Origin of the sequence: Paenibacillus enshidis (assembly GCF_042136365.1) — a bacterium.
Lineage (GTDB): Bacteria > Bacillota > Bacilli > Paenibacillales > Paenibacillaceae > Paenibacillus > Paenibacillus enshidis.
In genome coordinates, this window is sequence record NZ_JBHHMI010000002.1 from 57,226 (window position 1) to 70,184 (window position 12,959).

11 protein-coding genes and 1 riboswitch are annotated in these 12,959 nt (G+C 51.6%); of the genes, 1 reads left to right on the plus strand and 10 read right to left on the minus strand.

Features of this window, described 5'->3' with window-relative positions; genetic code table 11:
- Positions 1-14: 14 nt before the first annotated feature.
- Genes ACE41H_RS02830 through ACE41H_RS02850 form a run of 5 tightly spaced genes read right to left on the minus strand, consistent with a single transcriptional unit; the run spans position 15 to position 5,494 of the window.
- Positions 15-1,028 carry an ABC transporter ATP-binding protein gene (locus ACE41H_RS02830; protein WP_375353246.1) on the minus strand — a complete coding sequence of 338 codons (1,014 nt, stop codon included), beginning with the start codon at positions 1,026-1,028 and terminating at the stop codon, positions 15-17.
- On the minus strand, positions 1,025-2,035 hold the full coding sequence (locus ACE41H_RS02835) for an ABC transporter ATP-binding protein (protein WP_375353247.1): 1,011 nt from the start codon (positions 2,033-2,035) through the stop codon (positions 1,025-1,027). Before ACE41H_RS02835 ends, ACE41H_RS02830 begins: the two co-directional genes overlap by 4 nt.
- On the minus strand, positions 2,007-2,957 hold the full coding sequence (locus ACE41H_RS02840) for an ABC transporter permease (RefSeq protein ID WP_375353249.1): 951 nt from the start codon (positions 2,955-2,957) through the stop codon (positions 2,007-2,009). Before ACE41H_RS02840 ends, ACE41H_RS02835 begins: the two co-directional genes overlap by 29 nt.
- Before the next feature lie 14 nt (positions 2,958-2,971).
- Complete coding sequence (locus ACE41H_RS02845) at positions 2,972-3,922, minus strand: ABC transporter permease (RefSeq protein WP_375353250.1); 951 nt, start codon at positions 3,920-3,922, stop codon at positions 2,972-2,974.
- 18 nt (positions 3,923-3,940) lie between these two features.
- Positions 3,941-5,494, minus strand: coding sequence for an ABC transporter substrate-binding protein (locus tag ACE41H_RS02850; RefSeq protein WP_375353251.1), 1,554 nt, complete (start codon positions 5,492-5,494; stop codon positions 3,941-3,943).
- Between the two features lie 176 nt (positions 5,495-5,670).
- Here ACE41H_RS02850 and ACE41H_RS02855 point away from each other — a divergent pair, with 176 nt between their 5' ends.
- Positions 5,671-6,561 carry a LysR family transcriptional regulator gene (locus tag ACE41H_RS02855; RefSeq protein ID WP_375353252.1) on the plus strand — a complete coding sequence of 297 codons (891 nt, stop codon included), beginning with the start codon at positions 5,671-5,673 and terminating at the stop codon, positions 6,559-6,561.
- 102 nt (positions 6,562-6,663) lie between these two features.
- Here the strand turns inward: ACE41H_RS02855 and ACE41H_RS02860 are convergent, their stop codons facing one another.
- The 5 genes from ACE41H_RS02860 to ACE41H_RS02880 form a co-directional block, all read right to left on the minus strand.
- Positions 6,664-7,683 carry an ABC transporter substrate-binding protein gene (locus ACE41H_RS02860; RefSeq protein WP_375353253.1) on the minus strand — a complete coding sequence of 340 codons (1,020 nt, stop codon included), beginning with the start codon at positions 7,681-7,683 and terminating at the stop codon, positions 6,664-6,666.
- Positions 7,676-8,497, minus strand: coding sequence for an ABC transporter ATP-binding protein (locus ACE41H_RS02865; RefSeq protein ID WP_375353254.1), 822 nt, complete (start codon positions 8,495-8,497; stop codon positions 7,676-7,678). The genes ACE41H_RS02860 and ACE41H_RS02865 overlap by 8 nt, the downstream gene beginning before the upstream one ends.
- Positions 8,494-9,576, minus strand: coding sequence for a FecCD family ABC transporter permease (locus ACE41H_RS02870; RefSeq protein ID WP_375353255.1), 1,083 nt, complete (start codon positions 9,574-9,576; stop codon positions 8,494-8,496). Before ACE41H_RS02870 ends, ACE41H_RS02865 begins: the two co-directional genes overlap by 4 nt.
- Before the next feature lie 219 nt (positions 9,577-9,795).
- Positions 9,796-9,997: riboswitch (cobalamin riboswitch) on the minus strand.
- 76 nt (positions 9,998-10,073) lie between these two features.
- Positions 10,074-11,417 carry a 4-aminobutyrate--2-oxoglutarate transaminase gene (gene gabT / locus ACE41H_RS02875; protein ID WP_375353257.1) on the minus strand — a complete coding sequence of 448 codons (1,344 nt, stop codon included), beginning with the start codon at positions 11,415-11,417 and terminating at the stop codon, positions 10,074-10,076.
- Positions 11,418-11,431: 14 nt separating this feature from the next.
- Entirely contained in the window at positions 11,432-12,904 is a 1,473-nt protein-coding gene (locus ACE41H_RS02880) for an aldehyde dehydrogenase family protein (RefSeq protein ID WP_375353258.1), read from the minus strand.
- Positions 12,905-12,959: the final 55 nt, after the last annotated feature.

A 12,959-nucleotide genomic window follows, 5' to 3' on the forward strand; every position in this document is an offset into this window, starting at 1 on the left:
ACTGTCATTCCTTTCTAATTTAAAATAGTCTCTGCTCTCAGCTCGTCATGATATAAATGGCACTGCACACTGTGTTCCTGGGATAATTCCATGGCAGCAGGCTTAATCTGCTTGCAAACATCCATTACATACGGACAGCGTGTATAAAACACGCAGCCTGACGGCGGGTTGGCAGGTGAAGGGATATCCCCCTGTAACAGAATCCGCTCTCTCTTTAATTTGGGATGGGGTGCCGGGATGGCGGACAGCAGAAATTGCGTGTACGGGTGCAAAGGGCGGGCAAACAATTCATCCGTCGTGGCTTGCTCGACCAAATGCCCGAGATACATTACTCCAATCCGGTCCGCAATATGCCTGACTACACTGAGGTCATGGGAAACGAACAAATAGGATAAACCGTACTCGGCTTGAAGCTCAATTAATAAATTTAGGATTTGCGACTGGATGGATACATCAAGTGCGGACACCGGTTCATCGCAGATCACCAGTTTGGGCCGCAGCGCAAGCGCTTTGGCAATACCAATCCTCTGCCTTTGCCCCCCGGAAAATTCATGCGGAAACCGCTCCGCATGCCTGGCACTCAACCCTACGCGGCTTAACAATTCAAGTACGCGCTCATGCCGCTCATGTCTGGAGCCCTGACCATGAATGGCCAACGGCTCAGCAATGCTGTAGCCGACCCTTTTATTGGGGTCCAGTGATGAAAGAGGGTCCTGGAAGATCATTTGCATCTCTCTTCTTAACGCTTGGATCTCTCTTCCCCGAAGCGTAAAAATGTCCTGATTCTGAAAGCAGGCTCTGCCGCTTGTAGGTTCCGTTAAACGAAGCAGCGTCCTGCCGGTTGTGCTTTTCCCGCTTCCCGATTCTCCGACCAAACCGTAGGTTTCACCCTCATATATTGAAAAAGAAACATCCTGCACCGCCTTCACCTGATTTTTTCTCCAGAAAGGTCCGGATTTGGCAGTGAAATATTTCGTTAATTGTTCAACCTGCAGCAGAGGCTGTTCACGAATCGGTTGTTCGCTCATGGTTGTCCCGGACTCCCCCTTCTTTCTTCAGCAATGGCAGCGTAATGCCAGCACCTTATTTTTTGTCCGTGTGCGGTTTCTTCCAAACGAGGCGGTTGTGAACGGCAAATGTCGGTGGCAAAAGAACATCTGGGCGCAAATCTGCAGCTGCCGCTCACTTCTTTCATTAAAGGCACAGTACCTCTGATTTCATATAACCTGCCTTTGCGCTCTCCGTCCAACCGGGGCACGGATTTCAGCAGACCAACCGTGTACGGGTGCAAAGGATTATCAAACAGGGTTACAACATCCGCTTCTTCAATAACCTCACCCAGATACATCACGATAACCCGTGAGCACATCTGGGCAACTACCGACAGGTCATGCGTAATGAGCATGATGCCCATGCCAAGCTTGGCTTTCAGCTCATTCATCAATTCCAGAATTTGCGCCTGGATCGTGACATCCAGCGCCGTGGTCGGCTCATCTGCAATCAGCAGCTTCGGTTCGCAGGATAAGGCCATCGCAATCATGACCCGCTGCCTCATTCCTCCTGATAATTCATGAGGATATCCATGAAACCGGGCCTCGGGATCAGATATGCCGGTTAAGCGCAGCAGCTCTACAGCCCTTGGTTTCGCCTGGGCTTTGTTCAGGTTTTGGTGCAGCATAAGTGCTTCCATCATTTGATCGCCAATAGTAAACACGGGATTCAGTGATGACATCGGATCCTGGAAAATCATCGCTATTTCATTCCCCCGCACTTCCCGCATCTTCTCCTCAGGTAGCTGTAATAAATCCGTACCGTTGTAGAGTATCTGCCCTCTGTAATCTGTCGATTCCTCATCAAGCAGACGCATGATCGATTCGGCGGTGACACTTTTTCCGCAGCCGGACTCCCCGATAATGCCTAATGTTTCCTTGGGATCAATATGAAAGGAAACACCGTCAACCGCCTTCATGATGCCTGTTTCTGTGGGGAATAGGGTTGTTAAATCTCTAACTTCCAATAGTGAGGTCTGGTTCATTGCGTTCTCTCCTGCCTATACTCGTCTTCTTGTTCTTTTTGACATGCCGTTTCTTCTTGGTTTTGGGGTCAAGGAAATCACGCAGTCCGTCTCCGAGCAGGTTAAGACCAAGAATCATCAAAATGATGCAAACACCAGGGAAAACGGTCATCCACCAGGCGTTAAAAATAACGTTCTTGCCATCAAGCAACAAATTGCCAAGACTAGGCGCCGGAGCAGGGATACCCGCACCAAGGAAGCTTAAAGAAGCCTCGGTTAAGATGGATACCGCAAAAATAAATGAGGCTTGAATAACCAAAGGCGAGAGCACGTTCGGCAAAATATGCAGACCGATAATGCGAAAGGGTCCCGCCCCCTGAGCCTTTAATCCTTCGATGTAGGTTTTCTCTTTGACAACGAGCGCTGCCGATCGAACAATCCGGGCAATCGACGGAACATAGACGATGGACAGAGCAATAATGACATTTATCGTTCGCGGCCCCATAATGGCAACGATAGATATAGCCAGCAAAATGGACGGGAAAGCATATAAACCGTCGCAAATTCTCATCAAAATATGATCGCATACGGCATAATAAGCCGACAGCAGTCCAACCGCCAGACCGATAAGGCCCGAGATGCTCGTTACCGCTCCTCCAACGAGCAAAGATACCCTTAAACCGAATAGGATGCGTGTATATACATCGCGCCCAAGGTTATCGGTTCCGAAATAATGCTCGCCGCTTGGCGGCTTAAGCCGGTTCAGCGCTTCAATCGAATACGGATCATAGGATGTGATCCAGGGAGCAAAGAGCGCTGCCAGGGTCAGCAAGCTGATACAAACGGTCCCCGTAACCAGCAGGGGGTTCGACCAGTATCTCCGCAGAGCGATGCTATACCTGCCGGAAGTTGGCGCTTTGCTGTTTCGCGTAATTTTCGGCACATGAATCCCCCTTTCTAATGCCGATTTAGCTTGATACGTGGATCGAGAAGACCATAAAGCAAATCAATCCATAAATTAAGCAATACATAGGTGATCGTGATCAGCAAAATGCTGCCCTGAATGACCGCAAAGTCTCTCCTTTCAATGGAATTGATGATGAGCTGCCCGATTCCCGGTATGTTAAAGACGGTTTCAATAACAGCCGCTCCGGTAATCAAGGTTCCGAAGGTTTCACCAATTACCGTTAATATAGGAATAAAAGCATTCTTCAGGGCGTGCTTGTACACGACTTTTTTCTCTTTAAGCCCCTTCGCCCGGGCTGTTTTGATGTATTGTTCACTCAGCACTTCGATCAGTGACGACCGGGTCATGCGTGCGATCAGCGCTGCTTGCATCGCCCCAAGCGCGATCGCCGGCAGCAGCAGGTAACGAAGATGGTCCCACAAACCGTTGCTTAAAGGCCGGTAACCCGCGACCGGGAGCCATTTAAACTCGACGGCAAAGATCAGGATCAGAAATAAACCGAGCAGAAAGCTGGGCACGGATATCCCGAGCAGGGATATGCCCATCACAGCTTGGTCTGCCAGTGTGCCTCTTTTTCTCGCAGCCATAATGCCCATATATAAAGCAAGGGCAACAGCGATGATCTGGGCGAGAATCGCCAGGGACAACGTAGGCGGCACTCTGCTGAAAAACGCTTCGGCCACGCTCATATCCATAAAGATGGAATTCCCCAGATCCCCCCTGAGCACATTGCCGAACCAGGCAAAAAACTGCTGATGCAACGGAAGGTTTAATCCCAGCTGCTCACGCAACGCAGCTACACTTTCCGCACTTGCCTCATCTCCTAGAATGACGCTTGCAGGATCACCAGGGGTTAGATGGATCAGCAAAAAAACGACAACTGCAACAACCAGCAGCACAGGAAGCAGCGACAGAACCCGCTGAATCAGATATTTGGCCATTAGCCTGAACCCCCGGCACTATTCATCGATCCACACATTCCACAGAATCGGCCCGACTAAATCATCAAAGCCCTTTACATTGTCGCGGACAGCAATGAGATTCTGAATGTTGCCCAGCTTGATGATCGGGAGATACTCCCAATTTTTCCGGTTCAATTCATCCACCAATGGTTTGGCAGCCTCAATGGAAGGGGCTACTTGAATTTGAGCAAGCAATTCATCAATTTCCGGACTGTTGGTCCACCCAGGATAATCCGCACCAGACTCCAGGAATGGATACTGATGGATCGTTGCACGTGTGGCAAAGCTTACGGCAAACAGATCGAAATTATTTTCATCTGTCCGGCGTTCTTGAACCGTCGGCCAGTCATACACGTCCAGCTTCGCATTTACACCGATGGATTTGAGCACCTCTTGGGCAACAACCGCCAGATTGTATTGCTCTGGATAGTCGCGTGTGGTCAGGATGACAACCTCTTCCCCGCTATAGCTTGATTCCGCAACCAATTGTTTGGCTTTTTCGATATCATTTACATTGTATTGCTCCGCTCCCGCCTTGCTGTACCAATCGGTCTGGGAAGGAAGCGCCAGTGACGAATCCAGCTTATAGAAGCGGCTGTCGCTGTATGCCGCAGTAAGAGCTTCATCATAATTCAGAGCCAGGTTAAAGGCTTGCCTCAGCTTCTGATCCGCGAACGGGCCTGCTTTCTTATTAAAGACATAAGTCACAATGCCCCCTTCACTGAAGTAGTTGCTAACCCCATCCGTCGACTCGATTTGTTCGGCATTATCAAAAGGGATACCAAACGCCGCATCGTACTCTCCTGTCATAATGCCGGCAACACGGGTTGACTCGTCTGTCACATAACGGAAGTAAATCTCATCCAGATAAGCGTTCTTCTTGCCGCCAAGTCCGCTCGACTCTGTCTCTTGCGGGGCATAATCCGCAAATTTGGCCAGATGAACATACTGATCGGTCTTCCATTCCTCCAGCTTGTAAGGACCTGTTCCGATAAACTCTTTTACGCCTTCGGGACCGGCGGCGTCGATGACCTCTTTGGGCATAATGCCTGGAAAGGGAGCCGTGTCAGCAAGTATGTAGGAACCTATAAGAGATGGTGCCTCCAGCGTAAGCTGTACGGTATAATCATCGATTTTCGAAAATGCCGCCCCTTTCAGATTGGCTTGCCCCTGGGTCGAGGTGGCCAGCCATTTCTCCATGGAGGCTACTACATCTTCAGCTTTCATCTCCTTGCCGTTATGAAACAGCACACCTTGACGAAGATAGAAGGTATAGGTTTTCCCATCCTCACTAACCTCATAGGATTCGGCCAGTTGAGGAATAACCTCATAGTTTTTGTTCAGCGTCAGCAGCTGTTCATAGATATTGCGGGAGACGTCTCTCGTCGCTTGATTGGTGGTCAGATGAGGATCAAGTGTGGCAGGATTGGCGGGATAGGCTACCTCCAATATGCCGCCGGAAACGGGATTGCCCTCTTCATTCCCTTGTACGCTGGAGGCTTCCGGCTTGCCGCTGCATGCGGCAAGCACAAGGACTAAACTTAATAACATTACGATAGGCAGCCTTTTAAATGATAGATTCACAGGACTCCTCCACTTCTTCACGAATTATAGTATAGTTTTCCACTTGGAATAGTTTATAATATAGCATACGAGGTGTATTACTTATCTCTAACGATCGTAATCGAACAATTACGATGTTTAATACTTCACGGTGGGGGAGAAGCATGGATATTCAATACTTTATTACTTTTCGTGAAGCTGCACGCTTCCTGAGCCTCACGAAAGCAGCAGAGCAGTTGAACTATGCGCAGCCAACGGTCAGTGTACAGATTAAGAAGCTTGAGAACCATTTCGGCACCAAGCTGTTTGTGCGAAACGGCAACAAATTAAAGCTGACCGAGCCGGGATTCAGACTTCTTCACTTTGCGGACAAGATTGTTGAGGGTTATCTGGGGGCAGAGAATCTGCTCATTCCGGATTCTGCCGTAGACCTGCGAATTGGCACGACGGAGACACTTGCCGCTTTTTTACTTCCTCCGTATTTTCAATTGTTCCGTAAGACGTATCCAAAGCTGAATGTCACTTTTTTTCCTGCATCTGATGAAGACAACATTCGTAAACTAAAAAATAATGAGATTGATTTGGCGATCGTATTAAGCACTCCCGTTTCAGCTCCTGACTTAAGAGCTTTTCCTATTCGCAATGAGGAATTTATATTCATTTGCCCGCAAAACCATCCTCTGAGCGGCAGGGATGATGTATCGATTCATGAGCTGCACAACAGCTCGTTTATTTTTACAGAGAAAGGGTGCAAATACCGGGAAGCGCTGGAGCAATCCATGAACGATCATGGTGTGACTTATGAAACCGTGTCTGAAATGGGAAGTATTGAGGGGATCAAGCAATGTGTCATCTATGGTATGGGAATCGCGATGATTCCCAGAATTGCCGTTGAGCAGCAGCTTCTTCAGCATGCCCTGTCCGGCTTTTCTATTACGCGGGGAGCTATCCTGCCGTTTTATTCGCAAATCCTTTTGTCCAAAAACAAACATATTACGGCGCCAATGAACCACCTGATTACATTACTTACAGTGAATGATTATGTATTTACATAATTCCCCGCTTGTTAAAATTACGTAAAAGAAGCCCTCCTCCGGAACTGCTGCTCACCGCTTCAATTCCAGGAAAGGCTTCTTTTGATTTTGAAAAACAAACAACTATTTCATATCTGCTGCTTTATCAGGATAAAATCCATTGGCAAGTGTCCTTAACGCCATCGGTGCGCGTATCCCTTCCGCTGCTGCCGAAAGAGGCATCACAACAAAGCGTTTGTTCTTGATGGCGGCAACATCCGCTAATGCAGCGTTGCTCAGCAGCAGAGCTTTCTTCTGTTCCACGCTTGTATCCCCATAATCGACGATGACAATGACGTCCGGGTTGCGGTTCACAACCTCCTCCCAGCTGACCGTGGCCCAGCCTTTTTCGATATCATCAAAAATGTTTTTTCCGCCCGCCATGTTAATCAGGCTTGTCAGATAAGTGTTGGCTGCCGTAAACGCGGTATCATCACCGCTGTCATAGACGAACACCTTGACAGGCTCGCTGACCGTACCGATGCTTTCCTGGATCTGCCCGACTTTCTGTTTCATGTCATCCACAAGAGCTTGCGCCCTTTCCTCGACACGAAAAATCCGGCCAATATTCAAAATGTCCTGATACACATCGTCCATTGTCGGACCTGGCTTGTTTGAAGATTCCTGGACATAGGTTTGCACGCCTTGCCCGGCGAGTTCTGCTCTGGAACCAAGTGTCTTTTCGGTAAAGGCGCTTTTCCAGCCCGCGTAGGCAAAATCCGGATTTGCTGCAAAAAACACTTCCTGGGACGGGTATTGTTCCGACAACACAGGAATTTTGTCGTACTGTTCTTTGTACTCAGGAAGAATTTGGTCATCCAAATAAGCCGTCCCCACCATGGAATTCTCCAGGCCAAGCGCCAGCATCACCTCTGTCGCATGCTGATTCAGCGTAACGGCACGCTGCGGAGGTTCGGTGAACACAAGCTTTTCCCCCATATTTTCAATGACAACCGGCTCTTCCCCTGAATTCTGCCGGTCCGATTGCGCCCCGGCTGGTGATATGGCCGCAGCTTTCTGAGAAGCGCTACCGCACGCAGACAGCAGGCAAATCAATGCTGTGCCAACCAAACACAGATTGAATAATCTTTTAAACTTAATCATGGCTTCCTCCGCTTGTCCAATCATTTGGACTGATATTTTCCATTCCGCTCATCTCTGGCAGAAATGTTATTGATGGTTTGCCTGTAATCGGATGCCTGACCACCTCAGTCGCCACTTCAAAAATGGTAAACAGCAGCTCGGGCTTGAGGATTTCCTCCGGTGTCCCTGCCACAATTACTTTGCCATCCTTCATGACAACCAAGCGGTCACAGTAGCAGGCCGCGATGTTCAGATCATGCAGCGCCGCCAATGAAGTGATTTTGAGCCCTTTTACCAGATCCATAATTTGCAGCTGATGCTTGATATCCAGATGATTGGTAGGCTCGTCCAGAATAAGAAATCTGGCCTGCTGTGCAAGCGCCCGCGCGATAAGAACACGCTGCTTTTCTCCACCGGACAGGGTTGAGAAGCTGCGCCCCACATCCTGCAGCAAGCCGACACGTTCCAGCGCCTGCTCCACCAACCTCAGATCCTCCCCACTATCCGGCTGATACCACTTTTTATGAGGATTACGTCCCATCAAGACCATGTCTTTGACGGAGAAATCGAAGGCGACCGGTGCTTCCTGGCTCACTACAGCGATCTGCCGGGCTGTCTCTCGATGCGATATGGAATGCAGGTTCTGTCCGTCAATCGATATCCGGCCGGAATCAGGCTGCAGGACACGGTAAATATTTTTCAGAAGAGTGGATTTTCCGCTGCCGTTTGGCCCGATCAGCCCGACAAGCTCACCCTTTCGCACATGCAGCAGAATTGAATCAATCAGTTGTTTGTCCTGCACACTGTAGGAGACTCCTTCAACCGACACATTCATTTACCGTTCCCTCCAAATGAGTATGTACTTCTGCGCAGCAGCCAGATGAAGAACGGCCCTCCGCATAAGGCTGTGACGATGCCAATCGGCAGCTCCTCCGGTGCCAGCACGAGCCGTGCGGCCACATCCGCCCAGATCATGAATATCGCACCAAGCAGCATGCTTAACGGCAGTACCCGGCGATGATCGGAACCGGTCATTATCCTGGCGATGTGTGGAATCATCAGCCCGACGAAGCCGATAGAACCGCTTACAGAGACAATCGTGCCTGTTATCAGGGCTGTAATAACGACGAGTAAAATACGAAAAGCGGCAATGTTGACTCCCAACGTCACTGCCGCCTCCTCCCCCATAAGCAGGGAATTCAGCGAACGGTGCAGGGACAATAGCACTGCAGCTCCCACAGCAACGATAAGGGCCGGGACGGTCAGATGCTCCCATTTCGCGCCGGTCAGACTGCCCATCATCCAATACATTGCGGAGCGGATGCCGTCCGCATGGGGGGCCAATGTGACGATAAAGTTAGTGGCGGCTGACAGCATCATGGAAGTGACAATACCGGACAGCAGCAATCTCGTTGTTGAAATCTCTCCACCAACCTTGGCCAGGATGAACACGAGCACCATGGCAAGCAGCGAGCCTGCAAATGCGGAAAGAGGCAGCGCGTATATCCCGAGAAAACGGAAGGCTCCGAAAATAATCACAAGCACCGCCGCTGTGGACGCCCCCGAAGAAACGCCCAGGATGTAAGGATCAGCCAGCGAGTTCCGTGTAAGAGCTTGAATCGCCGCTCCTGTGACAGCCAATCCGGCGCCAATGACAGCCCCCAGTAAAACCCGGGGGAAGCGGATATTCCACACAATATGCTCCTGCGCTTTCGTCCACGATCCATCCATCCAGCCATCCAGGAGAGGAAGATGAGAAAAGGCAATGTTCCACACCTGCTCGGGATGAATGCGCACGGGTCCAAGCATGACAGAGATGGTGATTGAAGCGATCAGGATAATCGTCCATGCCAGTAGATGAGCCACAAACCATACAGGTTTCGCTTGAGGCCCTCCATTCTGCTTTTTGTTCATTTAGCTCCTTTCCTCCCTTTAAACTTAAGGAGATTCTTAAAATACACAGCAAAAAAAGCACCCTCAAGTTGATGAGAGTGCCCGTACTGGATCAAAGAAAAGCGCAGGGCAGTATTCAGGCTGAGCTTCCATGATCACAACAGAAAATGAAAACAGCTGAAAAAAAGCCCGACGACATGCTCGTGAACCGTGCCGGCCACCCCCTATCCGCGTAGGTTAGTGACATCCAAGAAGCAGGCAGGTCTCCTGACTTGCGGATCTTCACCGTCTGCGGCCTTCCCGTCGAATAACGACAGTGACACGAACTTGCAGACCGGCTCCTCGCTTACAGTGGCGGGACCGTGCCGGATTTGCACCGGCTTCCCTTTTAAGACGAGGCTGCGCTTACGCACAGCTCGTCACCTGTTCTTTAAAATACTAAAATATAATATGAAAAACAATATAATGGTAGCATGTATAGAAACAGTTGTCCATTTCTTTAAACAACGCTAAAAGGCTCAAGCATACATGTCCGCAAGCGATTCGCTTATAATGTCAAGGCCTTCCTCCAGTTGCTCGTCGGTAATGACCAGTGGAGTCAGAAAACGGATCACGTTCCCATGAATACCGGCAGTAAGCAAAATGACACCTCTGTCATAACAGGCACGAACCAGCTTTGCCGCAAATGCTGCGGCAGGCTTGCCACTGGATGGATCCGTAAATTCAACAGCGCACATCGCTCCGAGACCACGGACATCACCGAGGATAGGGTACTGCTTTTGCAGATTATCAAAATGTTCTCTGATCCGCAGTCCGATCTGCCCGGCCCGTTCACAAAGATTCTCCCGTTCCATCTGGTCAATGACGGCAAGAGCAGCCACGCATCCCAACGGGCTGCCACCGTAAGTTCCCCCGATCTCTCCCGGATTAGGCGCATCCATAATATCCGCTCTGCCGACAACGGCGCTGATCGGCAAACCTGCGGCAAGTGATTTGGATACGGTGATGAGATCCGGCTCAATGCCAAAATGCGTGCTGGCAAACATCACACCCGTACGGCCAAAACCGGTCTGGATTTCATCCGCAATGAAGAGAATGCCATGCTGCTTGCACAGCTCAAACACACCATGGACGAACAGCTTTGGCGGTACAATAAAGCCCCCTTCTCCCTGCACCGGCTCCATAATGACCGCCGCCAGTTCCTCAGGCGCAGCCTCGGTCAGCAGAAAATCCGCAAACTGGTCGAGACAGAAGCGCGCATACTGCTCCTCGCTCATGGTCTCCGGACGATAGTACGGGTAAGGATAAGGGGCCTTATATGTAGCCGGGGCGAACGGGCCCATCTGGAATTTATACGGCCGCACCTTGCTGGTCAAGCTCATGCCCAGCAGCGTACGCCCATGAAAGCCGCGTGTAAAGGAGACGATGCCGGGCTTGCCGGTATACTTGCGGGCGATTTTCACGGCATTTTCCACCGCTTCGGCACCGCTGTTCAGCAGCACCGCTTTTTTGGCAAAGGAGCCCGGCGCAAGCGCCGCAAGCTTCTCGGCCAGCTCTATATACGGCTCATACATGCCGACATGAAAGCATGTATGCAGAAACCGCTCCGCCTGCCGCTGCACGGCCTGCACGACCGCCGGCGGGCAATGGCCGGCATTCATCGTGCCGATCGCGCCGGCGAAATCGAGAAACACGTTGCCGTCCACATCCGTGAGCAGCGCGCCGCTGGCGCTTTCCACAAACAGCGGAAAGTTATTGCCGACACCGCCCGCTACGGCCGCCTCCCTTCTACGGAGCAGCTCAGCCGTTTTCGGCCCGGGAAGCGGACCTTCAATCCTGGCATACTTGCGCTCTTTCCCCAACCTCATCGCTCTCCTTAATTGCGGTACCAGCCAAGGGGCTCGACCTGCAGATTGGTATTGATTTGCTTAACCTCCGTATAGGCCTCGTAGCCGAAGGTTCCCAGTTCTCTGCCGATGCCGCTCTGCTTGTATCCGCCCCAGGGGGCTTCATTGTAGGTAGGATGAAACGTATTAATCCAGGTGATGCCTGCCCGTAGCTTCCGGACGACCCGCTGCGCCCTTGCTCCGTTATTCGTGAATACCGCGCCGGCAAGCCCATACACTGTGTCGTTCGCCAGGCGGACCGCTTCCGCTTCATCCTTGAATGTCTGCACGACGAGCACCGGGCCGAAAATCTCCTCGCGTACAATGCGCATATCCGGCTTCGTATCTGTAAAAATGGTCGGCTGCAGGAAATAGCCCCTGGCATACTCGCCTTCCGTCAGCCTTTCCCCGCCGCACACCAGCGTTGCGCCTTCTTCTTTGCCCAGCTCAATATAGCTGAGCACTTTTTGCAAATGCGCCTCCGATACGAGCGGACCCATCTCTGTGCCTTCGTCAAGGCCGCTGCCAACGACGATGCGCTTCGTCCGCTCCACCAGCCGGGCCAAGAAGCGCTCGTACATGCTTTCTTCCAGCAGCAGACGCGAGCCAGCCGCGCAAATTTGCCCCTGGCCCGCGAAGATGGCGAACATGGCGTACTCCACCGCTGTTTCGAAATCGGCATCAGCAAATACGATATTCGGTGATTTGCCGCCAAGCTCCAGCGATATTTTCTTCATATTGCCGGCGGCTGCCTGCATAATGCTGCGTCCCGTGGCCGTGCCGCCGGTAAAGGCGATTTTATCCACCGCATCGTTTGCCGCCAGTTCATGACCGACCGTAGGGCCTGCTCCGAGCACAAGATTGGCCACTCCGGCCGGGAAATCGGTGCGCTCAATGAGCTCGAACAGCTTGACGGCAGTTACCGGCGTAAGCTCCGACGGCTTAAACACAACCGTATTACCTGCCGCGAGCGCAGGCGCCAGCTTCCAGGCGGCCATCAGCAACGGATAATTCCACGGCACAATCTGGCCGCACACGCCGATTGGCTCGCGTACGACGATGGCCTGCATCGGGTCGGCCACTTCATAGGTTTGCCCGTGCGGTTTCGTTGCCAGTCCGGCGTAATAGCGGAAGCAGGCGATGGCGTCGTGCACGTCCCCCTCCGCTTCCCGCAGCGGTTTCCCGCTGTCCAGCGTCTCCAGCCGTGCGAACTCCTCCTTCTCCGCCTCCAGCAAATCCGCCAGCCTGAACAGCAGCCGCGCCCGTTCCGTGGCAGGCGTCTCAGGCCAGCCGCCTTCATCAAACGCGCTGCGCGCTTCGGCAATGGCCTTCCGCGCGTCCACGACACCGCCTTCCGCCGCCTGTGCGATGGTTTCCCCGTTCGCCGGATTGACAATTTTCCTCGTTTCGCCTGATACGGCTTCCACCCATTGTCCACCGATATACATCCGTAACATGAACATTCCTCCTGCCCCCAAGAAATGTGAAACGGTCAAGCCTGCAAATAACGAGTAACGG